At 50.6% G+C, this 24,399-nt stretch carries 24 protein-coding genes; 10 read left to right on the top strand and 14 right to left on the bottom strand.

All coding sequences use genetic code 11. The annotated features are described in order from the left end of the window. Positions 1-219: 219 nt before the first annotated feature. The 3 genes from prc to MUG06_RS03850 all read right to left on the bottom strand — a co-directional run bounded on the left by prc (position 220) and on the right by MUG06_RS03850 (position 3,574). Positions 220-2,265, bottom strand: a complete 2,046-nt coding sequence (prc, locus tag MUG06_RS03860) for a carboxy terminal-processing peptidase (RefSeq protein WP_243077787.1) — start codon at positions 2,263-2,265, stop codon at positions 220-222. Between the two features lie 19 nt (positions 2,266-2,284). Continuing rightward, a complete protein-coding gene (gene proQ / locus MUG06_RS03855) occupies positions 2,285-2,977 on the bottom strand; it encodes an RNA chaperone ProQ (protein WP_243077786.1) in 693 nt (230 codons plus the stop codon). 96 nt (positions 2,978-3,073) lie between these two features. Beyond that, a complete protein-coding gene (locus MUG06_RS03850; protein ID WP_243077785.1) occupies positions 3,074-3,574 on the bottom strand; it encodes a GAF domain-containing protein in 501 nt (166 codons plus the stop codon). A gap of 211 nt (positions 3,575-3,785) precedes the next feature. Between MUG06_RS03850 and yebS the strand changes: the two genes are divergently transcribed. The 3 genes from yebS (at position 3,786) to rsmF (ending at position 9,143) form a co-directional block, all read left to right on the top strand. Further along, positions 3,786-5,030 (top strand): membrane integrity lipid transport subunit YebS, encoded by a 1,245-nt coding sequence (gene yebS / locus MUG06_RS03845; protein WP_243077784.1) that lies wholly within the window; start codon positions 3,786-3,788, stop codon positions 5,028-5,030. Further along, positions 4,999-7,638, top strand: a complete 2,640-nt coding sequence (locus MUG06_RS03840; protein WP_243077783.1) for a PqiB family protein — start codon at positions 4,999-5,001, stop codon at positions 7,636-7,638. Before yebS ends, MUG06_RS03840 begins: the two co-directional genes overlap by 32 nt. A 77-nt stretch (positions 7,639-7,715) precedes the next feature. Beyond that, a complete protein-coding gene (gene rsmF, locus MUG06_RS03835; RefSeq protein ID WP_215846620.1) occupies positions 7,716-9,143 on the top strand; it encodes a 16S rRNA (cytosine(1407)-C(5))-methyltransferase RsmF in 1,428 nt (475 codons plus the stop codon). Between the two features lie 3 nt (positions 9,144-9,146). Here the strand turns inward: rsmF and MUG06_RS03830 are convergent, their stop codons facing one another. Beyond that, the gene (locus MUG06_RS03830) at positions 9,147-9,794 is read right to left on the bottom strand and encodes a metallophosphoesterase (protein ID WP_243077782.1); all 648 of its coding nucleotides are present in this window, start codon (positions 9,792-9,794) and stop codon (positions 9,147-9,149) included. A gap of 134 nt (positions 9,795-9,928) precedes the next feature. Here MUG06_RS03830 and MUG06_RS03825 point away from each other — a divergent pair, with 134 nt between their 5' ends. Then, complete coding sequence (locus MUG06_RS03825) at positions 9,929-10,663, top strand: class I SAM-dependent methyltransferase (protein ID WP_243077781.1); 735 nt, start codon at positions 9,929-9,931, stop codon at positions 10,661-10,663. Positions 10,664-10,899: 236 nt separating this feature from the next. On the opposite strand, the gene MUG06_RS03820 is transcribed toward MUG06_RS03825, so the two are convergent. From MUG06_RS03820 to MUG06_RS03810, 3 genes are all read right to left on the bottom strand, one after another. Beyond that, positions 10,900-11,112, bottom strand: coding sequence for a DUF1272 domain-containing protein (locus tag MUG06_RS03820; protein ID WP_243077780.1), 213 nt, complete (start codon positions 11,110-11,112; stop codon positions 10,900-10,902). Positions 11,113-11,229: 117 nt separating this feature from the next. Next, complete coding sequence (locus MUG06_RS03815; protein WP_215846617.1) at positions 11,230-11,550, bottom strand: phage repressor protein; 321 nt, start codon at positions 11,548-11,550, stop codon at positions 11,230-11,232. A 3-nt stretch (positions 11,551-11,553) separates the two neighbouring features. Next, positions 11,554-11,796 (bottom strand): hypothetical protein, encoded by a 243-nt coding sequence (locus MUG06_RS03810; RefSeq protein ID WP_243077779.1) that lies wholly within the window; start codon positions 11,794-11,796, stop codon positions 11,554-11,556. Positions 11,797-12,116: 320 nt separating this feature from the next. Between MUG06_RS03810 and MUG06_RS03805 the strand changes: the two genes are divergently transcribed. Together MUG06_RS03805 and MUG06_RS03800 are read left to right on the top strand one after the other, a co-directional pair. Next, the gene (locus tag MUG06_RS03805; protein WP_243077778.1) at positions 12,117-12,881 is read left to right on the top strand and encodes an SDR family oxidoreductase; all 765 of its coding nucleotides are present in this window, start codon (positions 12,117-12,119) and stop codon (positions 12,879-12,881) included. A gap of 296 nt (positions 12,882-13,177) precedes the next feature. Beyond that, a complete protein-coding gene (locus tag MUG06_RS03800) occupies positions 13,178-13,408 on the top strand; it encodes a hypothetical protein (protein WP_243077777.1) in 231 nt (76 codons plus the stop codon). A 538-nt stretch (positions 13,409-13,946) separates the two neighbouring features. On the opposite strand, the gene MUG06_RS03795 is transcribed toward MUG06_RS03800, so the two are convergent. From MUG06_RS03795 to copC, 3 genes are read right to left on the bottom strand one after another with little or no spacing between them, the layout of a single operon-like run. Beyond that, a complete protein-coding gene (locus MUG06_RS03795; RefSeq protein ID WP_215848264.1) occupies positions 13,947-14,294 on the bottom strand; it encodes a YebY family protein in 348 nt (115 codons plus the stop codon). A gap of 33 nt (positions 14,295-14,327) precedes the next feature. Continuing rightward, positions 14,328-15,203, bottom strand: coding sequence for a copper homeostasis membrane protein CopD (copD, locus tag MUG06_RS03790; protein ID WP_215846614.1), 876 nt, complete (start codon positions 15,201-15,203; stop codon positions 14,328-14,330). Between the two features lie 3 nt (positions 15,204-15,206). Then, positions 15,207-15,584, bottom strand: coding sequence for a copper homeostasis periplasmic binding protein CopC (copC, locus tag MUG06_RS03785; RefSeq protein ID WP_243077776.1), 378 nt, complete (start codon positions 15,582-15,584; stop codon positions 15,207-15,209). A 151-nt stretch (positions 15,585-15,735) separates the two neighbouring features. On the opposite strand from copC, the gene MUG06_RS03780 reads away from it, so the two are divergent. Both MUG06_RS03780 and exoX read left to right on the top strand, forming a co-directional pair. Beyond that, positions 15,736-15,966, top strand: a complete 231-nt coding sequence (locus MUG06_RS03780; protein WP_215846612.1) for a DNA polymerase III subunit theta — start codon at positions 15,736-15,738, stop codon at positions 15,964-15,966. Between the two features lie 2 nt (positions 15,967-15,968). Next, the gene (gene exoX / locus MUG06_RS03775; RefSeq protein ID WP_243077775.1) at positions 15,969-16,637 is read left to right on the top strand and encodes an exodeoxyribonuclease X; all 669 of its coding nucleotides are present in this window, start codon (positions 15,969-15,971) and stop codon (positions 16,635-16,637) included. Here exoX and MUG06_RS03770 read toward each other — a convergent pair. Continuing rightward, positions 16,631-18,694, bottom strand: coding sequence for a prolyl oligopeptidase family serine peptidase (locus MUG06_RS03770; RefSeq protein WP_243077774.1), 2,064 nt, complete (start codon positions 18,692-18,694; stop codon positions 16,631-16,633). The two genes, exoX and MUG06_RS03770, sit on opposite strands and share 7 nt — an antisense overlap. Positions 18,695-18,810: 116 nt before the next feature. After that, the gene (locus tag MUG06_RS03765; protein ID WP_215848263.1) at positions 18,811-19,467 is read right to left on the bottom strand and encodes a DUF533 domain-containing protein; all 657 of its coding nucleotides are present in this window, start codon (positions 19,465-19,467) and stop codon (positions 18,811-18,813) included. Positions 19,468-19,632: 165 nt separating this feature from the next. Here MUG06_RS03765 and purT point away from each other — a divergent pair, with 165 nt between their 5' ends. Beyond that, a complete protein-coding gene (purT, locus tag MUG06_RS03760; RefSeq protein ID WP_243077773.1) occupies positions 19,633-20,811 on the top strand; it encodes a formate-dependent phosphoribosylglycinamide formyltransferase in 1,179 nt (392 codons plus the stop codon). Positions 20,812-20,847: 36 nt separating this feature from the next. Here purT and MUG06_RS03755 read toward each other — a convergent pair whose 3' ends face one another. Together MUG06_RS03755 and zwf are read right to left on the bottom strand one after the other, a co-directional pair. Further along, entirely contained in the window at positions 20,848-21,486 is a 639-nt protein-coding gene (locus MUG06_RS03755; RefSeq protein ID WP_215846609.1) for a bifunctional 4-hydroxy-2-oxoglutarate aldolase/2-dehydro-3-deoxy-phosphogluconate aldolase, read from the bottom strand. A gap of 191 nt (positions 21,487-21,677) precedes the next feature. Further along, complete coding sequence (gene zwf / locus MUG06_RS03750) at positions 21,678-23,153, bottom strand: glucose-6-phosphate dehydrogenase (protein ID WP_243077772.1); 1,476 nt, start codon at positions 23,151-23,153, stop codon at positions 21,678-21,680. 370 nt (positions 23,154-23,523) lie between these two features. On the opposite strand from zwf, the gene MUG06_RS03745 reads away from it, so the two are divergent. Next, positions 23,524-24,393 (top strand): MurR/RpiR family transcriptional regulator, encoded by an 870-nt coding sequence (locus tag MUG06_RS03745; protein ID WP_243077771.1) that lies wholly within the window; start codon positions 23,524-23,526, stop codon positions 24,391-24,393. Positions 24,394-24,399: the final 6 nt, after the last annotated feature.

Genomic DNA, 24,399 nt, shown 5'->3' with positions numbered 1-24,399 from the left:
CACGCGCATATGCGCGGATACATATCCTATGAGCATTGCGCGGGTTTTCAAGCAACCTTAATGTTTAAGTGCCTAAAAAGACATAACTTTACATTTACTCTTGTTTTGCCCGCTGCGCAAAATTTCATCTCGTTTAGCCACGCTAATTAGTGACCGAAAATACCAAATCGCAGACAAAAAAAAGCACCGCCAGGCGGTGCTTTTATTAACGCTTAGAGGCTACTTCGCGCTAGCCGCTTGTGCTTCTGGCTGGGCCTTATCCATCTTCGCGAGATCGTTGGCAATATTTACCGTCTCGTCCAGATAAGGATCGGGCTCTTTGTAATCTTTCGGCAAATCGTCCAGGTTCTTCAGCAGTTTCTTGCCTTCAGCCTGATAACGCGCATTGATTCGTTCCAGACGTAACGCATCTTCTTCATGGTTCTCTTTCTCACGTTGAGCAAGATTGAGGGAGACCCTATTGCGTTTCTCCTTCATCGCATTGAAACGCGCAATATCCTTCATGATGTACTGGAATTCACGATCCTGAGCGATACGATCAGCGTGATCTTTCGTTAATTGCGGAACCAGCGGCTTAACATCGCCAGATTTAACGTAGGTTGCTGCATTAATGCTATCCCACGGTAATGCGTTGTCTTCAAATTTCTCGCCGGTTTCCGCCGCTTCTACGCCGGTTGGCATCAGCAGATCAGGCGTCACACCTTTGCGCTGCGTACTTCCGCCATTGATGCGATAGAACTTCTGAATGGTGTACTGCACTGAACCCAGCGCTGGCCATTCTGGACGCAACATTTGATCATAAATACGGTTCAGCGAGCGATACTGCTGAACGGTGCCTTTACCGAAGGTCGGCTCACCGACGATCAGCGCGCGGCCGTAATCCTGCATAGCTGCAGCAAAGATCTCAGAAGCGGAAGCACTGAAGCGATCAACCAGTACAACCAATGGGCCTTTATAATAAACAACGCCGTCGTTGTCGCTGTCTTCACGTACGCGACCGTTATTGTCACGCACCTGCACAACCGGGCCGCTTGGAATAAACAAACCGGACAATGAAACGGCTTCCGTCAAGGCCCCGCCACCGTTGGTACGCAGGTCAATAACGATACTGTCGACATTCTGCTTCTGAAGTTTTTGCAGTTGCACTTTAACGTCATCAGTCAGGCCAACGTAGAAGCCTGGAATATCCAGCACGCCCACTTTTTCTTTACCGACGTTATGCACCGACATCTTCACAGCACGATCTTCAAGACGAATTTTTTCGCGCGTCAGCGTAACAGTGCGGGTTTTGGTGCCCTTACCGGCGGGTAACACTTCAAGGCGAACTTTACTGCCTTTCGGACCTTTGATTTTTGCGACGACATCGTCCAGACGCCAGCCAATAACATCTTCCATTGGCTTGCCTGGTTGGCCGACACCTACAATGCGATCGCCCACCGTAATCGATTTGCTTTTCGCTGCGGGTCCACCTGCGACCATCGAGTTAATGACGGTATAATCATCATCCATTTGCAACACCGCGCCGATACCTTCCAGTGAAAGGCTCATTTCGGTATTGAACTGTTCAGTGTTGCGTGGCGATAAATAGTTCGTGTGCGGATCGATTTCGTGAGCAAAAGAGTTCATTGCCAGCTGGAAAACGTCTTCACTGTTACTTTGGGCCAGGCGACGAATGGCAAAGTTATAGCGCTTGGTTAGCACTTCGCGAATCTCTTTGTCGTCTTTGCCTGCCAGCTTAAGGCTCAACTCATCGTATTTAACTTTCGCATCCCAGAGCGCGTTCAGCTCAGACTGATCTTTCGGCCAGGGCGCTTTGGCACGGTCAATGTCGATGGTGTCATTGCCAGTGAAATTCATTGGGCGGTTCAGCACGCTCAGCGCATATTGATAGCGCTCAAAGCGGCGTTTCTGCGCCAGATTATAGAGATCGTAAAATACGTCCAGCTTGCCGCTTCTCAGCTCATCGCCCAACGTGGTTTTCTTGCTAGCAAACTGGGCAATATCGGACGCCAACAGCACGTTATGGCTGTAATCGAGCATATTCAGGTAGCGATCAAAAATTTTCGCTGAAAAATCCTGATTCAGATCGAACTGACGATAGTGTGAACGCGTAAAACGTGAGGTAACACGTTCACTGACGGTGGGATCTTGCGCATCTTCGTGTAGCTGTGGAATCTGGTCGGCGCGGGTAATGTTCTCCGCACCAAAGGAAGGGCCTGACAACAGCAGGCCCGCAATAAGTCCAATTTTAAAAAGGGTGTTCATGCCGGGGTCAGCCTCCGTTTCAGAACTGTAAGTGTTCTGCGCGCACAATCATTGCCATGCCGGAAGCGAGCTGTACCCGAACGCCGTCTTTCGATACTTCCAGAACGGTAGCGTCCATTGCACTTTTGCCTGCTTTAACTTTAATACTCTGGCCGGGTTGTAAAGTTGAGGTGTCAGTGATGGGTTTAGGCTGCTCCGGGCGTGGCGCCGGTTTGCGATTCTGTGAAGCTGTCGCACGCTCAGCTTGCGGACGCGGTTTACGCGCAGCATCGCCTTCAGCGGGCTTGCGAGGTGCAGGTTTGCGGGGACGACGTGTTGCTGCGCCCTCTTCACCTTCACCCGCTTCACGGCGGGCGGCACGCTGCTGCTCACGCTGCGCCTGAACACGCGCTTTGGCGTCTTCCAGCTGCTTACGCGCATGCTCTACATGCTGCTCGTCCAATACGCCACAGGCGTTACCGTCGAGGTCAACACGCGTTGCACCGGCTTTAATGCCGTACAGATAACGCCAGCTAGAGGTATAAAGACGCAGCGCAGAGCGTAACTGAGTTTTGCTCAGACCCATTTCGCCCTGAACACGCTCTACCAGATCCTGAAAGATGCCGATTTTGAGCGGACGCGCTTCGCCTTCAGCGCTAAAGCAGTGCGGAAAGCGCTCCGCCAGAAAGCTAATGACTTCTTTACTGCTATTCAACTTAGGTTGATTTTCCATGAAATTTCCTGATTACAACGGGTTTGCCGACCAGAGCAGGCATGAACAGGCGACATTATAATGACAACATCGCTAAATGCCATGTGATCCAGTCGATTAGCTGCGCGTCAGCTGCAGATATTTTTCTAAGTCGCTGCCCGCAAGCACTTCGCAAAGCCCATCAGTAAGGGTGACTAACCCCGCTTCGTCATCGCTATCAAAGCGATTGTATTCAACACTGTCGATATCAAGGACACCAACCAGAGTGCCATTCACTTTCAGAGGAATCACAATTTCCGCGTTGCTTGCAGCATCACAGGCGATATGACCTGGGAATGCATGCACATCATCAACGCGTTGCACTTTGTCTTCAGCCAGTGCAGTTCCACAAACCCCTTTGCCTACAGGGATTCGTACACAGGCAATCTTGCCCTGAAACGGCCCCAACACTAAGGTGTCAGCTTCCGTTAGCAGGTAGAAACCTGCCCAGTTCACGCCATCGAGACGCTCATACAACAGCGCGCTAAAATTACCCATCGCGGCAAGAAAGGCCGTTTCTCCGGCCAGCAAGGCGCGCATATCGCGATTCAAATCGGCGTAAAAGGCATTTTTGTTCATTATTTAACCATTACCAATGACAACTGAGCGAGTTTAGGTTCGCTCGTTAAAAATAAGCACTAAATATCCAGAGCGACAAGGTGAATCATAGCGTTAGTTGCTATAACCTTAGCATTCTGTGGATCGAAGCGTGATGCCCGAAACCAGCACACCGGCAACGTCTTAACGACCGATTTGTGTCACACACGATGAGCGAAACTTGCATCACCCTATGAAAATTCACGCTATCAGCCAGACATTGCCTCACGCACGTTATCAGCGTTGCCCGCAATGCGATACCCTTTTTTCCTTACCGGATGTGAAATCGCACCAGTCTGCATATTGCCCTCGCTGCAATGCGCAAATTATGAGCGGGCACGACTGGTCCATAACCCGATTAATGGCGATGGCTGCCACCATGATTGTGTTGATGCCTTTCGCTTTTAGCCTGCCGCTGGTTGATATTCGCCTGCTCGGCATGCGCATCAATGCCAACCTACTGGAAGGCGTGGTGCAGATGACGCAACAAGGTGACGTGTTAACAGCTTCTATGGTGGCGTTCTGTACTATTGGCGCGCCTGTCACGCTCGTTGCGGGTATTTGCTATCTCGGTATCGGTCACAAACTTGGCATGAATCTGCGCCCCGTTTTATTGATGCTTGAAAAGCTCAAAGAGTGGGTAATGCTGGATATCTATTTGATTGGCATTGCCGTTGCCTCTATCAAAGTTCAGGATTATGCGACGCTGGAGTTGGGCTATGGCTTAGCGGCCTATATTGCGTTGACGCTTTTAAGCTTAATAACGCTGATTCACCTTAATATTGAGCAATTATGGGACCACTTTTATCCGCAGAAACCCGGTAACGCCGCGCGTGATAAACTTCAGGTTTGCCTGAATTGCCACAATACCGGTGTCCCCGATGCACGCGGACGCTGTCCACGCTGTCATACCCCGCTGGATTTTCGCCGCCGTCACAGCCTGCAAAAATCCTGGGCTGCGCTGATTTCATCCATTGTGCTGCTCATTCCCGCCAATTTACTGCCCATTTCAGTGGTCTATCTCAACGGTTCGCGGCGTGAAGACACCATTTTCTCCGGTATTTTATCATTAGGCTCCGGCAATATTCCGGTCGCCGCCATCGTTTTTATTGCCAGTATTTTGGTGCCTTTTACCAAAGTATTGGTGATGTTAACGCTGCTACTCAGCATTCATTTCCGGTGTGAACAAGGCCTGAAAACGCGCGTTCGCTTGCTGCGTGTAGTGACTTGGGTTGGACGCTGGTCAATGCTGGATCTCTTTGTCATTTCATTAACCATGTCGTTGGTCAATCGCGATCAACTGCTGGCTTTTACCATGGGACCGGCCGCTTTATATTTTGGCGCCGCCGTGATCCTGACCATTATGTCTGTTGAGTGGCTAGACAGCCGCCTGCTCTGGGATGCACATGCAACAGGAAACGCCGACTACACCGACTAACGCCACGCTGCGCAACAAGCGTAAAATTTCGCCTTTTTGGCTGCTGCCGATTATCGCAATGTTGATTGCGGGCTGGCTGCTGTGGACAAATTATCAAGAGCGCGGCACCACTATCACAATTAACTTCCAGACGGCGGATGGCATCGTGCCGGGACGCACGCCAATACGTTATCAAGGCGTTGAAGTGGGCACCGTGCAGGGCATCAATCTGAGTGATGACTATCGCAGTATTCAAATCAAGGCCAGCATCAAAAGCGATATGCGCGATGCACTGCGTGAAGATACGCAATTTTGGTTGGTCACGCCGAAAGCTTCGCTGGCGGGGGTTTCTGGATTAGATGCGCTGGTTGGGGGTAATTACATAGGCATGATGCCAGGCAAAGGCAAAGCCAGCGAAAATTTCACTGCACTGGACACTCAGCCTAAATACCGGGTTAATACTGGCGAGTTATTGATCCATTTGCATGCACCCGATTTAGGCGCGCTGAGTACAGGATCGCTGGTCTACTACCGCAAAATTCCAGTAGGACGGGTCTACGACTACAGCATCAATAATGATACCGATGGCGTCAGCATTGATGTCCTGATTGATCGTCGTTTCAATAATTTGGTGAAAACCACCAGCCGTTTCTGGAATGTCTCTGGCGTCAATGCTGATATCAGTTTAAGTGGCGCGAAAGTGAAGCTTGAGAGCCTGGCAGCGCTGGTTAATGGCGCTATTGCGTTTGATTCACCCGACGGTGCTGAAACCGCCAAAGCCGATCAAAACTATCAGCTCTATCCCGATTTAGCGCAAAGCCAGCGTGGCGTTTCCGTCTCGTTAGATCTGCCAAATGGCAACAATCTAAAAGCGGGCAGCACGCCGCTGATGTACCAAGGACTTGAAGTAGGCACGCTCACCAAGCTGAATCTGAAAGATGGCGGTAAAGTCACCGGCGAATTAACGATTGATCCTTCGGTAGTCGGCCTGATGCGTAGCGAAACGCGTATTGAAATGCGCAGTCCCAAAATTAGTCTGACCGATACCAGCCTTAGCAGCTTGTTAACCGGCAATACGTTTGAACTGATTCCCGGTGAAGGTCAACCACAACAGCATTTTGCCGTGCTGCCAGCAAACGAATCGCTGTTGCAAAAACCGAACGTGCTTACCGTTAAATTAAGCGCACCAGAAAGTTACGGTGTCGACGCCGGTCAACCGTTGATGCTGCACGGCATGCAGATTGGGCAAGTGATGTCGCGAAGTCTGGATGAGAATGGCGTTAATTTTGTGGTTGCCGTTAATCCTGAATATCGCCAGTTGGTACATGGCGACAGTAAATTTATCGTTAACAGTCGTCTTGATGTGAAATTTGGTTTGGACGGTATGCAAGTGATCGGTGCCAGCGCCCGTGAGTGGGTTGACGGTGGCATCCGTTTAGACCCAGGCAAGCAAGGTAATGTGAAAGCAAACTACCCGCTATTTGCTGATGCAGATAAAGCAGCCGAAGGCATTACAGGCGATGGCCCGTCTACCACATTAATGCTAACGGCGAACAGCTTGCCGGACGTTCAGGCAGGTTCTGTGGTGCTTTACCGTAAATATCAGGTGGGTGAAATAACTAAAGTGACACCGCGGGCAAATGCTTTTGAAATCGCGGTACACATCCAGCCTGAATATCGCAAGCTGCTGACCAATGAAAGCGTATTTTGGGCTGAAGGAGGCGCGCGCGTCCAGCTCAACGGCAGCGGGTTGACCGTGCAGGCGTCGCCACTTAATCGTGCCCTTAAAGGTGCGATCAGTTTCGATAATATGAGTGGCGCAGTTTCAAATAAAGGCGCTAAACGCGTGCTTTATCCTTCTGAAACGGCGGCGCGTGCGGTGGGTAGCCAAATTACCCTGCACACCTATGATGGCAGCAAATTGTCTGCTGGCATGCCTATTCGTTATCTTGGCATTAATGTAGGACAGGTTGAGTCGTTGTCGCTGAGTAAAGACAACAATCAGGTTGTTGCAAAAGCGGTGCTCTATCCCGAATACGTTCAGGATTTTGCGCGCAACGGTAGCCGCTTCTCGGTGGTATCTCCAGAGATCTCCGCTACCGGCGTGAATCATCTGGAAACCTTGTTGCAGCCCTACGTTAACGTGGATCCCGGCAAAGGCAATGCCGCACGTATTTTCGAGCTGCAGGAAAGCACCATCACCGATTCGCGTTACCTCAACGGTCTGAATATCTATGTCGATGCGTCTGAAGCGGGCTCGTTGTCGCTGGGGACTCCCGTGCTGTTCCGTGGCGTAGAAGTGGGTACCGTGACCGGTACATCGCTGGGCAACATGGCCGATCGCGTACAAATCGCTCTGCGCATCAGCAAGAAATATCAACATCTGGTGCGCAACAACTCCGTGTTTTGGCTGGCTTCCGGCTATAACCTCGACTTCGGCCTGGTCGGTGGCGTGGTGAAAACGGGGACTTTCCAGCAGTTTATTCGCGGCGGCATTCAGTTTGCCACGCCGCCAACGGTGCCGCTGGCTCCGCAGGCCACGGCGAATAAACACTTCCTGTTGCAGGATGAAGCGCCGAAAGCGTGGCGCAACTGGGGCACAGCGATACCGGATCCCAATCAACCGTAAGCAAAACGGGCAGCCTGGCTGCCCGTTTCATTTCTGCGTGATACACTTCCCGCCTTTGCTTCTATTGGATATTGCCTGTGTCGGACTCTTCTTCGCTTTTACCCGCCGATTTTCTCACCTTAATGCGCCAAAACCTGCCGGACGAAGCCGCGTTCGAGGCATTTGTTGCCATTTGTCAGCAACCGCTTCGTCGCAGCATTCGCATTAATACGTTGAAGATCAGCGTCGCTGATTTCCTGGCCCAAACCGCCCATTATGACTGGCAATTAACGCCGGTTCCCTGGTGCGATGAAGGATTCTGGATTACGCGAGAAGATGAAAGTTTGCCCTTAGGCAGCGTGGCAGAACATCTGAGTGGCCTGTTCTACATTCAGGAAGCCAGCTCGATGTTGCCCGTGACAGCGCTGTTTGATGCCGTCAGCAATGCGGAAACAGTCATGGACATGGCCGCTGCCCCGGGATCAAAAACAACTCAAATCGCAGCGCGAATGAATAATCACGGCGTGATCCTCGCTAATGAATTCTCATCCAGTCGTGTAAAAGTCTTACACGCTAATATCAGCCGTTGTGGCGTGAGTAATACAGCATTGACGCATTTCGATGCCCGCGTTTTCGGACCTGCGCTGCCTGAAATGTTCGATGCTATTTTGCTTGATGCGCCCTGTTCGGGTGAAGGCGTCATTCGTAAAGATGCCGATGCAATGAAGAACTGGTCGTTAGAGAGCACCGCTGAGATTGCTGCAACGCAACGCGATTTGATCGATAGCGCTTTCCATGCCTTAAAGCCGGGTGGCACGTTGGTCTACTCCACCTGTACGCTAAATCAGATTGAAAATCAGCAGGTCATTGCCTGGCTGCTGGAACGCTATCCTGATGCCGTTGAAATCACGCCACTTAACGATCTTTTCGCGGGCGCAGCTCAGGCCGCGACGGTAGAAGGCTATCTGCACGTCTTCCCACACTTATTCGACAGCGAAGGCTTTTTTGTGGCGCGTCTGCGCAAGCTGGCTTCTGTTGAGCCGATGCCTGAACCAACCTATAAAGTCGGTAAACTGCCTTTTTCACATGTCAGCCGTAAGCTGGAAAGCGAGATCGTTCAGGCTGCCGCAGCGGTCTCTTTGACGTGGGACGCATCGCTGACGCTTTGGCAACGCGACAAAGAAATCTGGCTTTTCCCCACTCACGTTACGCCCATGCTTGGCAAAGTACGCTTTTCACGCATTGGTCTGAAGCTGGCTGAGACATTCGCCAAAGGGTATCGCTGGCAACATGAAGCTGTGATTGCGCTGGCGCAGCCAGACGAAAATCAGACTTTCGAGCTCAGCGCAGCCGAAGCGGAAGAGTGGTATCACGGTCGCGATGTCTATCCTGAAGTCGCGCCCACGCGAGATGAAATGATTGTCACCTATCAGCAGCAACCACTGGGTTTAGCCAAGAAAGTGGGTAGCCGCATTAAAAATAGTTACCCACGAGAATTGGTACGTGATGGACGGCTGTTCCGCTGATTATTACTGCACCTGTACCAACGTAAGATGGTTACCAAACACCGCGCCAGTGTCGATGTAGTGAAGATTATCTACGTCGAGCCGGTGCTGGAGCGGCGTATGTCCAAAGTAAAAGGCATCGGCACCCGGTATTGTGTCGCGCCTTCCCTGCTGCAACCCGTCAATACGCCTGCGGCTCCATACTACGTCATGCCAGTTTACCGCCTGCTCCCAGGCATAATGTTCCGCTGGATAATCGGCATGCGCAATCACCACAATCTGCTCTTCAAGCTGCAGATGCAGTATCAGCGGTATCTCTTTTAATCGATTAAGGGCATGTCGCGCAGTAATTACTTCTGCGCCTTTTAACTGCCAAAACCATCCACCGCCGTTCATCTCCCATAACTGTGATTCGTGACCCTGTAACGCATTAAGCGCCATTTCTTCATGATTTCCCCGCACGCAACGGAACCACGGCTCTTCAAGTAGCGCTAAGCAGCCTAAGCTGTCAGGGCCGCGATCAATCAAATCACCCACAGAAATCAACAAATCTTGCTGCTTATCGAAGTCATGTGCCTGTAATAAGGTATTGAGTTGGCTACGGCATCCGTGCAAGTCACCCACGATCCAAATCTTTTGCCAGTTCTCACCGTTCAGATATTGATAATTCATCGTTTAACCCTGGGCTGAAAACGTGAAATGCAGATAATTAAAATTATAGACGCTGTGATCGCGCTCAATGTCAGCCCTGTTAACCCAGCGTTGATCGCCCTACACTTCTTTGCTCTGCAAAAAAGGAGTGTTCAATGAGCCAAAATATTTATGACGATCCACAGTTTTTTTCCGGTTACGCCACGCTGGATCGATCAGTAAAGGGTTTGGATGGCGCACCAGAATGGCCCGCGTTGCGTGCACTGCTTCCAACGCTACACGATAAAAAGGTGGTTGATTTGGGTTGCGGCTACGGCTGGTTTTGCCGTTATGCGATTGAACAAGGCGCAGCGAGTGTGTTGGGATTGGATGTTTCAGAAAAAATGTTGGAGAAGGCTCACTCATTGGGCGATGCCGAACGCATCGTTTATCAGCGTGTCGATTTGGAAACATTGCAACTTCCCGGTGCACATTACGATCTGGCTTACAGTTCACTGGCGCTGCATTATCTGGAAAATATTGATGGGCTGTTTTCCATGCTTTTTACAGCCTTGAAACCGGGTGGAAAACTGCTGTTTTCCTGCGAACATCCCATTTATACAGCACCTCATCAGCAAGGCTGGATAGAGGATGCGCAGCAAGCAAAATCCTGGCCTGTGAACCATTATCAGCAAGAAGGTGAACGTTTTAGCCATTGGTTTACTGAAGGGGTGAAAAAGCAGCATCGTAAGCTTTCGAGCTGGATCAACGCGTTGATTGCCCACGGTTTCATCATTGATCATCTTAATGAATGGGGCCCGACTGATGAGCAGATTGCGATTAATCCTGCTTTAGCTGAAGAGCGAGAGCGTCCCATGCTGTTTCTGCTGGCTGCACATAAACCGCGTTAAGCGTGTTTTCGGTTAAGCGCTTTGCCAAATAGAGATCATCACTCAAGACAGCAGCTTTTGTGTGGTGTCCCTTCCGGCGCTTATCTCCGGCACTCATCAAAGGTGTTCGCGATTTTAGGGACAACAGAATTTTATCGGCACAATACCTGCCAAACAATACCGGCCAAACAACACCGGCCAAACAGGTTGAATGATATTAACTATCACTCACAACTTTCTAAATCAGCCTGTTTTCATTACCGCGTTTTTGCAGGATATTTTATTAACTTTTCAGCGGGTCGAATCGGGCGCCGCACCAGTTCGCCGCCACAGTTCGGACAGATATGCTGCAAGTGTTGCTCAGCGCAGGCCGTGCAGAAAGTGCATTCAAACGAGCAGATCAGCGCTTCACGCGATTCGGCTGGTAAGTCGGTATCACAATGTTCGCAGTTAGGTCGCAGTTCAAGCATGTAAAATTCCCCTGTTTATTTTCAACAGAGCATCTCAGTCTGTCACAGCCATGTCGAGACCATTTATGGACATGAATGCGCATCCGTAGGACATGATGCTGATGACTTTATTAACCGCTAAATCGGCACATCTGGCTCAAACACCTTCAGCACTTCGCAACACATTTTTCCCAGAACAATTACAGCTTCAAGCGCCTCGCCCTGGATGGCTTCGCCTTCAACAGGCGTGATCCTGTCGTGATCTATTTTTCCCAGCATCGAATGACCATCATATTGGAAAGCGATCATGTCACCTGCGCGGAGAGCCGCGGCACGATCTATCAACACAAAACCATTACAGGTATCGACTCTGAAGGTATTTTCAGGATGCGGAATAAACAAAGCATTAAGATTAAGGCGACTCTCGATATAATCCTGTGCCGGTGATTCGAATGCCATCGATCACCTCACGTAAGCCATATTACGCAGCGCAAATATACGGTGGACGTTTTCATAAGGCGTGAGATCTTTAAAACCACTTTGATAATACTCAATCCATTTGTTGCACTCACCGTGACTCCAGCTGTGGTTGCGCTTTGCAAGCTGTCGGCAAAACTCATCAGTTGTCACAATCTGTCGTCCACGCGCATCTATCTCAATGGCTGCCCGAAACGCTGACTCAATGTCGTCTCTTCTGCTCATCATTATCCCTCACAATTTAGCTGTATATAAACACAGTAATCGCAATCGATTGATATGATCAAGCGAGACGCTAAGATTTTGAGATAGGCGATTGATCATTAATAGAATTTATTTTCTCTGTGGTGGGTTCACTCGCTGACGTTTAGCGCTGTTATAAAAAGCCTATTTCTGCAGCTCATCAGCTTTATAGCGAACAGGCTGAGTATTCAAACACAAAATGTTACGGCTACATTTTCTGCTTCGCTTGAACTCCACGGCATGAATGCCAGGCTTGATCCTCGTATGTTTAACGCCAAAAGTAACGCCATCAGTAAGGAGGCAACATGTCCAGATTTACAGGAAAAGTCGTTGTGATCACTGGCGCAGGTTCCGGCATCGGTGAAGCCGCCGCTAAACGTTTTGCTGACGAAGGGGCTTCTGTCGTTTTAGTCGGTCGCACTGAGAATAAACTTGAAACCACACTGGCATCGTTAAGCAAGGGAGATCACCTTGTGGTGCCTTGTGATGTTTCTGAGGCTGAACAGGTAAAAAGCCTGGCGGAAAGCGTACAGGATAAATATGGTCGCGTTGATGTTTTAGTTAACAACGCCGGCGTGGTGGTGCAAGGTCGCATCCATGAAATTGAACTCGACGACTGGAAAAAATTGATGAAAGTCGATCTGGATGGCGTATTCCACTGTGTGCACTATTTTGTCCCGGCGTTATTAAAGACTAAAGGCAATATCGTCAATATCTCCTCTGTTTCAGGATTAGGCGGTGATTGGGGAATGAGTGTCTATAATGCGGCGAAAGGCGCGGTAACCAACTTTACCCGATCGCTGGCAATGGATTACGGCGCAGACAATGTACGCGTGAACGCTATTTGCCCCGGATTTACGTTGACTGATTTAACCGAAGATATGAAAGACGATCAGGAATTACTGAACAAATTTTATGATCGTATTCCCTTAAGACGCGCGGGCGAGCCAGAAGATATTGCCAGCGCTATTGCATTTATCGCCAGCGATGATGCGCGCTACATCACCGGCGTGAATCTACCGGTTGATGGCGGCATTACGGCATCAAATGGTCAGCCAAAGCAGGCTTAAGGATAGTGGCGGCGCTTCAGATGCCGCCTTTTTCCCGGCTAGGTGGCAAAGAGAAACACAGGCACAGAACATGCCCCTTAGGTAAGTTTTGGTCGTCGATAAAGTCCCTGGACGGCAAATGATTCAGTGATATGTGCGGGATTATGTGAACAGCAGAACAAAATACGTAATGATCTTGTGATATCGAGACGTTTATTACCGGTAATTCTATTACCGGTAATTCTCACAGCGCGCAACATCTCACTGTAATTCTATAATAAGTAGTTAGGCACGCTGCATAACAAGGAGTAAGGAAAATGAAACATGACATGTTGATATTTAAAGGTAAACCAGAACCTTTAGTCACCCTCCAAAAGTATGAAGGTGTTCCTGATTTTCCTGACAGCATTACTCTCGATAATGAGCCTTATGAATTAACGGTATTCTCCTATGGCCCAGCACAATATCTTATCGCCCATAATGCGCCATTAAATGAGAGTGAAGTCATAGCTGCTATAAATCACTGGCAGCCGACGATGTTAAGTTAATTATTTCACTCGAAACAGCCGCCGCCCACTGAGGCGGTTTTTTTAGTTCAGTTCATAAGATCGCCTGTACGACGACGGCGAGCCTGCTCAGCTCATCGCTAACAAAGCACTGGCAACCATCGCGTTGCTAAACTCGCTCTGGTTACGCATGTTGAACAGACCAAAGCGCTGCAACACAAATCATTCATTTTCTGTGAATAGCGTGGAGTGCTACGCCTCAGCTCTTTTGAATGAATACGTAATGGTTTAAACCAAATAAAAAATATTCGGGCATTTCATTTTTTATTGTTCTAAATCATACAGGCAAAAAAAGACCGAATACGATTCCTATATTCGGTCCAGGGAAATGGCTCTCAAGGAGCCGTGCGCTAAAAGTTGGCATTAATGAAGGCGGTTTCGCCTTGCATCTTAAGATTAGAACAGAGTGGTAGATTTTCCAGCCGACCGGGCTGTGAGGGGCAGAAAGCGGATCAGTTTGTGATCCGGACGGCAGAAAAGTGCATGAAACGGGTGCAACGCAACGCTGCACCCTGAGAATTTACTTACCGCACAGCGCCTGAGCGCGATCAACAATAGGCTGCAAGCTCATCATGTTGCCTGGATTGGCTTTATCTTCGGTTTGAATCACGCTGATGGGTTGGGCTTTCACCTGCCCCGCTTTGAATTGTGCATCAGCAAGATCGTTAAGCGGATACTGCATCAGAGTGCTGGGGTTAATGGCGAAAAGCGAGCCATCTTTCTCACAGGTCAACATCACTTCTTCGCGGTTAAAGGGCCACTTATCTTTGCCGATCTCAAAGCGGCTAACGGTAATGATTTGAGCCGCCAGCGCCTGGCCGCAGACAGAGAACAACAGGATTGCGGGAATCACTTTCTTCAACAAAATAGCCTACCTTGTACACATTCGTTTTGTTCACATTCAGGCTGGTGAAAGCGTAGCAAATACGCTAACCAGTCCAACCACCCCGCATGCCAACAGCAATTCGAGCTGCGTCATGCGAATAAATTTTTGCTGCGTTCCGCTGCCCGCCAGGCGAAAACGTGGCACCAGCCAGTAACGGTTTATTAAGGCCACCAGCACCATTATTGTCACCAATGCCACCTTGCACAGCAACAGCGTGACGTAGATATTATCGCGCCAGATCAGCGGCCAGCCAGCAATCACCAGGCTGTTAATCAGTCCCGTTATCAATGCCAATGCGACCGCGAGATGACCATAACGAGAAAATCGCATCATGGTACGGATGGCATCAGTTCGATAATCAATTCGACGTGCTTCTCGCATTAGCAGTAACAGTGGAAGCAATCCACCAGCCCAAAAACTTGAAGCTATCAAATGTAGCGCGTGATTTATCTGCTGCAACATGCCTGCAATACCATCGTGCATGGCGGCGTGACCAACCAACGCCAGGCATAACAACTGTAAAATGCCGAACAACAGCAAAGCTTGCTGACGAACGCGACCACGCAGCAGCAGCGTGAAACATCCGCCCAGCCCGAACAGGATTTCCCATTGCCATACCGCCCCAAACCGCGTATCGAACACGGCTAACCAAATATCGACGTCGCTGAGATTATGCCAGTCGCCGCTCATCAACACGTTTTGTGCTGCCAGCATCGCCAACGCGCTTGTTAAAGCCAGCCAGACGCTACACTGCAACACGCGATGCAAATGTCCCGCCAGCGCATGGCGATAGCGCGCAGGTGCCAGCAAGACCGTGTAAAATGCGCTACCCGTCAGTACCATCACGGCGATAAAATGCAACATGCGCAGCAAAACCCACAACGTTGTCACCGATCAGTTCACGTTAAAGCGGTAGCTGCCTTTGGTTTTATGACCATCAACCGACAACACATGCCAGTTCACCTGATAATGGCCTGCCGGAAGCGGCTGAGCGAGTTCAACAACCAGACGATCGTGCTGCTTAGCATCGCGCTTCGCCTTCTCGCTGGCGACAGGTTTCTGTTGCGCATCGACGATCTCAACGCCGCTAAATGCGGCTTCGACATCTTCCGTAAAGGTCAGTGTCAGCGATTTCGTTGAGTGCGTCACGTCGGCTTTGGCTGCGGGCACGGATGACTGAAGATGTGCATGTGCGGACGCAAACTGGCTAAAGGCTAGCGCGCTGGTAGCAATCAGTGAGATTACTACTCGCGAAACACGGGTTTTCTGCATGAGATCATCCTTTTAAATGCAACTGACACGGCAAACGTGGCGCAAGGATACGCTGCTGTTTTTAGGGTGTCGAGACCAGCAGTGCGATCCTTTACCCTTGATTCAAACCGGGGAAAACATTACTTTTGCCCGACATCATCAGGAGAACCCCATGAGTCAGAACCTTGCCCTGCTTTCGCAGGAAGAGAAAGACAAAGTGAACGTCGATTTAGCCGCTGCCGGCGTGGCGTTCAAAGAGCGTTATAACATGCCAGTCGTGGCCGAAATGGTGGCGAACGAACAGCCTGAAGCGCTGCGTGACTGGTTTCGTCAGCGGTTAATGCATTACCGCCAAGCCTCATTGAGCCTGTCTCGCCTGCCCTACGAACCGAAGCAGAAATAATTATGTTGCGAGTGATTGATACCGAAACCTGTGGCTTACAAGGCGGGGTTGTCGAAGTTGCGTCGGTGGACGTGATCGATGGGCAGATCGTTAATCCAATGAGCGATTTAATCTCACCCGATCGCCCCATTAGTCGCCAGGCTATGGCTGTGCATCGCATTACCGAAGCGATGGTGATCGGAAAGCCGACCATTGAGCAAGCGATTGATCGCTATCATGGCAGTCCGTTTTACGTCGCGCACAATGCCAGTTTTGATCGCCGTATGTTGCCGGAAATGCATGGCGAATGGATTTGCACGATGACACTGGCGCGTCAGCTGTGGCCTGGCATCAAATATGGTAATCAGGCGCTGCGCCACAGTTTGAAACTCGAGGTGACGCCACCTGCTGAGTTGCATGCACACCGTGCGCTTTATGACTGTTATGTCACTGCTGCGCTGTTGATTCGCATTATGGAAGCCTCTGGCTGGGATGCGGCGCAAATGATGCAGCGCTGTCAGCCTGCAGAGCAGTCAGGCGATGTGTTGCCGTTTGGCAAATATCGTGGGCAAGCCGTGGCCGTGATTGCGAGGAAAGATCCGGGATATTTAAAATGGATGCTGGATAACGTCAAAGATTTGCGCCCACCGTTGCGGCAGGCGCTGCGTAAATATCTCAGTCAGGCTCAGTAATCGTGTGCTTCGGGCAAGCTGCCCTGCGCTAGCGCGATAATGAAGGTCAGCTCCATCGCCACACCTTCATAAGCTTTATAACGGCCCGATTTACCGCCATGACCGGAATCCATATCGGTACAGAGCAATAGCAGGTTATTGTCAGTTTTCAGCTCTCTGAGCTTTGCGACCCATTTTGCAGGTTCCCAATATTGCACCTGGGAATCATGCAGGCCGGTGGTGACCAGCAGATGCGGATAAGCTTTTGCCTCAACGTTATCATACGGGCTGTATTGTCGAATGTAGCGATAATACTCCGCATCGTTGGGGTTGCCCCACTCATCATATTCACCGGTAGTAAGCGGGATCGATTCATCAAGCATGGTGGTGACTACATCCACAAAAGGCACCTGCGCGACCACACCATGGAAACGCTGAGGCGCCAGGTTGATTACCGCGCCCATTAATAATCCCCCTGCGCTGCCGCCCATGGCGAAGAGTCGCTCAGGATGGGCGAATCCGCGTTTGACTAGCGCATCAGTAACATCAATGAAATCAGTGAAGCTGTTCATCTTATTCAGTAAACGCCCACCGTCGTACCATTGCTGCCCCAGTTCACCGCCGCCACGCACCTGCACCAGCGCATAGACAAATCCACGATCCAGCAGGCTCAGGCGGCTGACGCTGAAGTCTGCATCCATGTTGCTGCCATAAGCGCCGTAGCCATAGACCAGCATCGGATTTTGGCCGGGCTGATAGTGTTTACGGTTATACACCAGCGATACCGGCACTTCAGTGCCATCACTGACAGTAATCCAATGATGTTCACTTTTATAATCGTCTGCATTGAAGTTGCTGACGGCGCTTTGTTTAAGAATACGACGCTCGCCAGTATCCATATCCAGCTCAAACAGCGTGGTTGGCGTGGTCATGGATGAGTAGCCATAACGCAGTTTACTGGTACGCGGCGTTGGATTGTACGCCAGCCAGGTCACATAAGTGGGATCGTCAAAGGCGATACCGCTGGTTTCACCGCTGGCCCAGTTGATCTGACGCAAACTGGTTAAACCGCGTTGCCGCTCTTCTACCACCAGCCAGTCGGTGAAGAGCTGAAAATCTTCCATCACAACATGGTCGCGTGCTGGAATAATGGTCTCCCAGCGCGACTCCGCCAGATAACGTGTGCGGTACAAACCAAAGTTTTTGCCGTCTCGATTTGATCGAATGAAGAACTGATGATCGTAGTGATCAAGACTGTACTCATGATCTTTGCGGCGTGGCAAAAACACCTGCGGCTGGGCATCAGGGAAATTAGCATTTATTAACTGAATTTCGCTGGTTGTCGTGCTGTAAAGCACGATCAGAATAAATTGCTTCGAGGTGGTTTTATGTACGCTGAGATGAAACGTATCATCTTTCTCTTCGTAAACTAACTGGTCATGCGCCTGTGGCGTACCCAGCTCATGTCGCCACACCTGATACGAGAGCAAAGTTTGTGCATGTTTTTGCACATAATAAACCGTACGCGAATCATTGCCCCAGGCGAAACTGGAAGAGGCATTTGTCAGCACTTCAGGATACCAACTGCCGCTTTGCAGGTTGCGAAAGCGAATGCCGTATTGACGCCGCGAAAGGAAATCTTCTGCCAGCGCCATGACTTTATTGTCTGGGCTGATGTGTAACGCGCCCATCGTGTAAAAATCACTGTGGGAAGCACGCTGATTGGCGTCGAGTAATAGCGTCCACTCATCGTCAGGATCACTGCTGGCGGGCTGCCGATAATAGGCTGCGTATTCATTGCCGCTTTCGTAACGACTTTGGTAGCGATAGCCATTTTTTACGTAAGGCACTGAATGGTCCTGCGGTGGCAAGCGGCCAATGATCTCTTTAAGAATCCGATCTTGCAGCGGCTGCTGCGAAGCCATGATTTTCTTGCCGTAATTATTTTCTGCTCGCAGATAATCGAGCACTTCGCTGTTTTCACGTTTGTCATCGCGCAACCAATAATAATTATCGACGCGCGTTTCACCATGCAGCGACATTTCATGAGGAATTTTTTTCGCAATGGGTGCTTTCATGACATCCGTCTCCGTGAAAGTAATGATCTGTAAGCGTGGCATCTCTGACCGAAGATGCCAAGCGAAGACATGTAAACGGAGCGGTGACAGACCCCTTTTTTGTCGCCAGAGGCAGATTAGCTGGCTGGTAAGCGGGCTTTTTCCTCAGCAATATCTTTTTGAATATCATCGCGAACATCCTGGGGAATCTTCAGTGCATCACCCAATGCCGAGAGATAACTTTTCTCCATAAAATGGTCAACATCGATCGCCGCACAGCTGAGAAAGTAGAGTTCCAACGCCTCTTCTTCATTTTTCACCTCCGCTGCTAACCATTGAGGATCAAGCGGACGATTCATCGCCTGCTGAATCAAACGCTCTGCATCCTGACCATAACCTGATTGGTGAATATTTTGTTCGATGGCTGCGCGCTCCTGCTCGTCAATATGGCCGTCACTTTTCGCAGCAAAGACCAGCGCGGTAACCAGCCGCTCAGCGCGAAGATCAACCGGCGTCTGCGCCGTACCAAAGCCAGGCTCGTCCTGATGGGATTCGCGTATGCGCTGTTTGTACTTATTCCACAATACCGCTCCCGCTGCGGCACCCCCGCCAAGCAGCAGTGCTTTTCCGCCATATTTTGTGAGCAGCTTGCGTGACGACTTGCTGGCGATCAACATCGTCGCTAAGCCTCCCAACGCGCCGGGGGCCAGCATGTCGCTTAATCCGCCAGACGATTTTCCGCTTCCACTTTTCTTCGCCAATACCGACTGAATTTGTTGCAACCAGTTATTCATCATCCACTCCTGATCGTGTTGTTAGCTCCCCATCCTGACAACCAGGATGTCAGGAAACGTCAGAGCGAGAAAAGTAAGGAAAAAGCGTGCAGACAACAGAGAAGGATGAGTACGCAAACGTTTTCGTTTATACTGCGCGCGCATTTTGACTGCTTAGGTGAATTTATGACAACTCTCGGAACTGCGCTGCGCCCTGCTGCAACGCGCGTGATGCTGTTGGGCTCAGGCGAACTGGGCAAAGAAGTGGCGCTGGAATGTCAGCGTTTGGGTGTGGAAGTGATTGCCGTCGATCGTTACGCCGATGCGCCAGCGATGCACGTTGCGCATCGTAGCCACGTCATCAACATGCTGGATGGCGACGCGTTAGCCGCATTAATTGCACTCGAGAAACCGGATTTTGTGGTGCCGGAAATCGAAGCTATCGCCACCGAAAAGTTGGTTGAGCTGGAGCAGCTTGGTCAGCGCGTGGTGCCAACGGCGCGTGCCGCACGTCTGACCATGAATCGCGAAGGCATTAGACGCCTTGCCGCTGAAGAGTTGTCACTGCCAACGTCCAGTTACCGCTTCGCCGATACCCAGGCCAATTTCAATGCAGCCGCGGCTGAAATCGGTTTCCCGTGCATCGTTAAGCCGGTGATGAGTTCATCTGGCAAAGGTCAGAGCTTTATTCGTGAAGCCAGCCAGCTGGACAAAGCGTGGGATTACGCGCAGCAAGGCGGCCGTGCCGGCGCAGGTCGCGTGATCGTAGAAGGTGTGGTGAAGTTTGATTTTGAAATTACGCTGCTGACGATCAGTGCAGTGGATGGCATTCATTTCTGCGCGCCCATTGGGCATCGTCAGGAAGAGGGGGATTATCGCGAATCCTGGCAGCCGCAAAAGATGAGCGAACTGGCGCTGAAGCGTGCGCAAGCCATCTCTGAGCAAGTGGTAAAAGCGCTCGGCGGATATGGCCTTTTTGGCGTTGAACTGTTTGTTTGTGGCGATGATGTGGTGTTTAGTGAAGTTTCACCGCGCCCGCACGATACCGGCATGGTCACGCTGATTTCGCAGGATCTTTCTGAGTTCGCCCTGCATGTTCGCGCTTTCCTGGGTTTACCGATTGGCGGTATTCGTCAATACGGCGCTTCGGCCTCGGCCGTTATTCTGCCGCAACTGACCAGTCAAAACATTCAATTCGTGAATGTCGAAGCGGCACTGGGCGCAGGTTTACAGGTTCGTCTGTTCGGCAAGCCAGAGATTGATGGACAGCGTCGCTTAGGTGTGGCGTTGGCCAGCGGAGAGACGACCGATCAGGCGATTGCACGTGCAGTGGCCAGCGCGGCGTCAATCACCGTTCAGGGTTAATGCCATGCGGTGAGCTTCGCGCTCACCGCACGCCGGTTATTTCGCGCCTTCGACAGCTTCACGCGCCAACTGAGTAATACGATCCCAGTCACCAGCTTCCAGCGCATCGTTCGGCACCAGCCATGAACCGCCAATACACAACACGCTTTTCAGCGCCAAATAGTCACGATAATTGGCCGGCGAGATGCCGCCAGTTGGGCAGAAGCGCACCTGCGGGAAAGGCCCGCTGATCGCCTGTAACGCTTTCACGCCGCCATTGGCTTCGGCCGGGAAGAATTTAAATTCGCGCAGACCATAATCCATGCCAGTCATCAATTCAGAGACGGTACTGATACCCGGAATCAGTGGAACCGGGCCATCCACCGCTGCTTTCAACAATGATTCGGTAATGCCCGGGCTGATAACAAACTGAGCGCCCGCTTCGGTCACTTCTTGCAGCTGCTGCGTGTTGAGCACGGTGCCCGCACCGACAATCGCGTCTGGCACTTCTTTGATCATCGCGCGTAATGCATCCATCGCGACAGGCGTGCGCAGCGTCACTTCCAATACTTTCACACCGCCCGCCACCAGCGCTTTCGCCATGGGTACTGCGTGTTCCAGCTTGTTAACCACGATAACCGGGACAACAGGTCCGGTTTTCAGAATCTGTTCTGCACTCGTTTTCCAGTTTTTCATCACTTCCCCTTGCTTGAGAATGTCGGATTTAGCCGCCCGACTTTGACAACCCTGTGAATTAGCGCAACTACCATACATGATTGGCTTCCGGGCCGTCCATTGAACTCACCGATTTTTGAAACGCCAGTTCAATTATTTGAAGCAACGCCAGATACAAAAAGGCCCGCACGCGGCGGGCCAACTTGTTTTAGTTATTCGAACTCATTCCACGAGCGTCCATCACGGGTAATCATGGCGACGGAAGCCACTGGCCCCCAGGTTCCCGCCTGATAAGGCTTGGAAGAGTCGCCATCGGCCGCCCATGCGTCGATAATCGAATCTACCCACGTCCACGCTGCTTCCACCTCATCGCGACGTACAAACAGCGCCTGAATGCCGCGCATAGTTTCCAGCAGCAAACGTTCATACGCATCCGCCAGATGTGACTGGTTGAAGGTTTCGGAGTAGCTCAGATCCAACTTCGTTGTCTGCAGTTTGTGCTTGTGATCGAGGCCAGGAACCTTGTTCAGAATCTCGATATCCACACCTTCATCCGGCTGCAAACGAATGGTCAGTTTGTTTTGTGGCAGTTCAGAGTAGGAATCTTTAAACAGGTTCATTTCAGGATTTTTGAAATAGACCACAACCTCAGAACATTTGGTTGGCAAACGCTTACCGGTACGCAGGTAGAACGGCACGCCCGCCCAGCGCCAGTTATCGATATCTACGCGAATCGCCACAAAGGTTTCAGTGGCGCTGGATTTGTTGGCACCCTCTTCTTCCAGGTAACCCGGCACTTTTTTACCTTGTACGAAACCTGCGGTGTATTGTCCACGTACGGTTTTGTCTCGTACGTTGGTTTGATCGATACGGCGAAGTGAACGCAACACTTTGACTTTTTCATCGCGAATACTGTCCGCGCTGAGGTCAGAAGGTGGCGACATGGCAATCATCGTCAGGATCTGCAACAAGTGGTTCTGAATCATGTCGCGCATCTGACCCGCTTTGTCGAAGTAACCCCAACGTCCTTCGATGCCCACTTCTTCCGCGACGGTAATCTGCACGTGATCGATTGTGCGATTATCCCAGTTATTTACGAAGATAGAGTTGGCGAAACGCAGTGCCAGCAGATTGAGTACGGTTTCTTTGCCGAGGTAATGGTCAATACGGAAAACCTGGCTCTCTTCAAAATACTCGCCCACGCTGTCGTTGATTTCTTTCGAGGTGTCCAGAGAAGTGCCGAGTGGCTTTTCCATCACAACGCGAGCGGGTTTGGCATTGAGCTTAGCGGTACCGAGGCCCTGACAAATTGCGCCAAACGTGCTGGGTGGCATAGCAAAGTAATTGATGGTGGTACGATTTTTTTGATCGAGCATTTTGCCCAGTTTTGGGAAATGCGTGGTGTCATTCACATCGAGATTACAGAAATCGAGACGGCCGCTAAGCTTATCCCACAGCGCTTCGTCAATCTTCTCTTTCATAAAGGTTTCGAGCGCTTCACGAACGACTTTGGTGTATTCCGCTTTATCCCACTCAGCACGGCCTACGCCGATAATGCGAGTTTCTTCATGAATCTGACCCGCTTTTTCCAGCTGATACAGTGAAGGCAACAGTTTACGGCGTGCAAGATCGCCTTTGGCACCGAAAATCACCAGATCGCATGCCTGGGCTGTTTGTGTTACCGCCATTTTCCTCTCCTCGTTGCAGGATAAACCCGGTGGCGATGCGTCCTCAGCAACCGGGTCCATGTTGTAATTCTCTTTCAGCACAATGTACTTTTTTCCCCGAGCCAGGTAAACCGGATCGCTGGGGTCAACAGCGTTAACTCTGTACCGGATTGCGCCTGCGCGTGTGTTGTCACGTGCGCTTTACCTGATTTTTTCTGTATCTGATGTTGTCAGAGCAAAACCCAATCCGGGGTGAATTATGACAAAAAAATGCCTGTCGAACTTGTCCGACATTGCGTCGTTGCTATTGCTAACGCGCTATATTCCCTGTTAATTGCTTTGAGCGACAGCAATAATTGAAATCGATAAAAGTGATAACGCTCATTGGGTTATGAATATGCTGGATAAAATCAGGGCGCAGCTGGCTGCGCTAAGCAAATCTGAACGCAAAGTAGCCGAACAAATTCTTGCTGCGCCACAGGATGCTATTCATTCCAGCATCGCCACGCTGGCGCGAGCCGCTGACGTCAGTGAACCCACGGTGAACCGTTTTTGTCATCGCTTGGGTACGCGCGGTTTTCCCGACTTTAAACTGCACCTGGCGCAAAGTCTGGCTAAAGGTCACAGCTGGGTGAGCCGCGATGTCGAAGAGAACGACGATGTGGAAAGCTATAGCCATAAGATTTTTGACTCCGCCCTCGCAGGTTTGCAACGCGTGCGCAATCAGTTGGATATAGCCGCAATTCATCAGGCGGTGCTGCATCTGACTAAAGCGCATAAAGTGGCGTTCTTTGGTCTCGGCGCTTCTGCGGTGGTAGCCCATGACGCATTCAGTAAATTTCTGCGCTTTAATTTGCCCGTCATCTGGTCGGAAGATATTGTGATCCAGCGCATGAGTTGCATAAATAGTCGTGTGGACGAAGTGTTTGTTCTCATTTCACATACTGGACGCACAAAAAATATGGTAGAACTGGCTCGCCTGGCGCGTGTAAACGGTTCCACAGTGATTGCCATCACCTCTCCTGACTCACCTCTTGCCCAGCACGCTACGCTGGCGCTGGTGCTTGATGTACCGGAAGATACTGATGTTTATTTGCCGATGGTGTCACGCCTGGCGCAGTTAACCGTGATCGATGTTTTAGCCACCGGATTTACACTGGAGCGCGGTACGCCGTTCCGTGAAAATCTAAAAAGGGTAAAAGACGCTTTAAAAGAGTCGCGTTATGACAAGCCGCTTCGGCTGGATAAAGACGCCTCATAAAAAAAT

Origin of the sequence: Pantoea sp. MQR6 (genome assembly GCF_022761075.1) — a bacterium.
Lineage (GTDB): Bacteria > Pseudomonadota > Gammaproteobacteria > Enterobacterales > Enterobacteriaceae > Pantoea > Pantoea phytostimulans.
Note: the sequence above shows the minus strand (reverse complement) of the source record. Positions and strands in the feature narration are given on the sequence as shown.

What these genes read in the sequence shown, in the direction of transcription:
- MUG06_RS03825 (WP_243077781.1), top strand. Translation starts at nt 9,929, where the DNA reads ATGAGCCAAAATATTTATGACGATCCACAGTTTTTTTCCGGTTACGCC.
- MUG06_RS03815 (WP_215846617.1), bottom strand. Translation starts at nt 11,550, where the DNA reads ATGGCATTCGAATCACCGGCACAGGATTATATCGAGAGTCGCCTTAAT.
- prc (WP_243077787.1), bottom strand. Translation starts at nt 2,265, where the DNA reads ATGAACACCCTTTTTAAAATTGGACTTATTGCGGGCCTGCTGTTGTCA.
- MUG06_RS03765 (WP_215848263.1), bottom strand. Translation starts at nt 19,467, where the DNA reads ATGAATAACTGGTTGCAACAAATTCAGTCGGTATTGGCGAAGAAAAGT.
- MUG06_RS03805 (WP_243077778.1), top strand. Translation starts at nt 12,117, where the DNA reads ATGTCCAGATTTACAGGAAAAGTCGTTGTGATCACTGGCGCAGGTTCC.
- MUG06_RS03810 (WP_243077779.1), bottom strand. Translation starts at nt 11,796, where the DNA reads ATGATGAGCAGAAGAGACGACATTGAGTCAGCGTTTCGGGCAGCCATT.
- MUG06_RS03770 (WP_243077774.1), bottom strand. Translation starts at nt 18,694, where the DNA reads ATGAAAGCACCCATTGCGAAAAAAATTCCTCATGAAATGTCGCTGCAT.
- MUG06_RS03755 (WP_215846609.1), bottom strand. Translation starts at nt 21,486, where the DNA reads ATGAAAAACTGGAAAACGAGTGCAGAACAGATTCTGAAAACCGGACCT.
- MUG06_RS03780 (WP_215846612.1), top strand. Translation starts at nt 15,736, where the DNA reads ATGAGTCAGAACCTTGCCCTGCTTTCGCAGGAAGAGAAAGACAAAGTG.
- exoX (WP_243077775.1), top strand. Translation starts at nt 15,969, where the DNA reads ATGTTGCGAGTGATTGATACCGAAACCTGTGGCTTACAAGGCGGGGTT.
- copC (WP_243077776.1), bottom strand. Translation starts at nt 15,584, where the DNA reads ATGCAGAAAACCCGTGTTTCGCGAGTAGTAATCTCACTGATTGCTACC.
- MUG06_RS03745 (WP_243077771.1), top strand. Translation starts at nt 23,524, where the DNA reads ATGAATATGCTGGATAAAATCAGGGCGCAGCTGGCTGCGCTAAGCAAA.
- MUG06_RS03800 (WP_243077777.1), top strand. Translation starts at nt 13,178, where the DNA reads ATGAAACATGACATGTTGATATTTAAAGGTAAACCAGAACCTTTAGTC.
- yebS (WP_243077784.1), top strand. Translation starts at nt 3,786, where the DNA reads ATGAAAATTCACGCTATCAGCCAGACATTGCCTCACGCACGTTATCAG.
- proQ (WP_243077786.1), bottom strand. Translation starts at nt 2,977, where the DNA reads ATGGAAAATCAACCTAAGTTGAATAGCAGTAAAGAAGTCATTAGCTTT.
- zwf (WP_243077772.1), bottom strand. Translation starts at nt 23,153, where the DNA reads ATGGCGGTAACACAAACAGCCCAGGCATGCGATCTGGTGATTTTCGGT.
- MUG06_RS03840 (WP_243077783.1), top strand. Translation starts at nt 4,999, where the DNA reads ATGCAACAGGAAACGCCGACTACACCGACTAACGCCACGCTGCGCAAC.
- MUG06_RS03850 (WP_243077785.1), bottom strand. Translation starts at nt 3,574, where the DNA reads ATGAACAAAAATGCCTTTTACGCCGATTTGAATCGCGATATGCGCGCC.
- purT (WP_243077773.1), top strand. Translation starts at nt 19,633, where the DNA reads ATGACAACTCTCGGAACTGCGCTGCGCCCTGCTGCAACGCGCGTGATG.
- MUG06_RS03830 (WP_243077782.1), bottom strand. Translation starts at nt 9,794, where the DNA reads ATGAATTATCAATATCTGAACGGTGAGAACTGGCAAAAGATTTGGATC.
- MUG06_RS03820 (WP_243077780.1), bottom strand. Translation starts at nt 11,112, where the DNA reads ATGCTTGAACTGCGACCTAACTGCGAACATTGTGATACCGACTTACCA.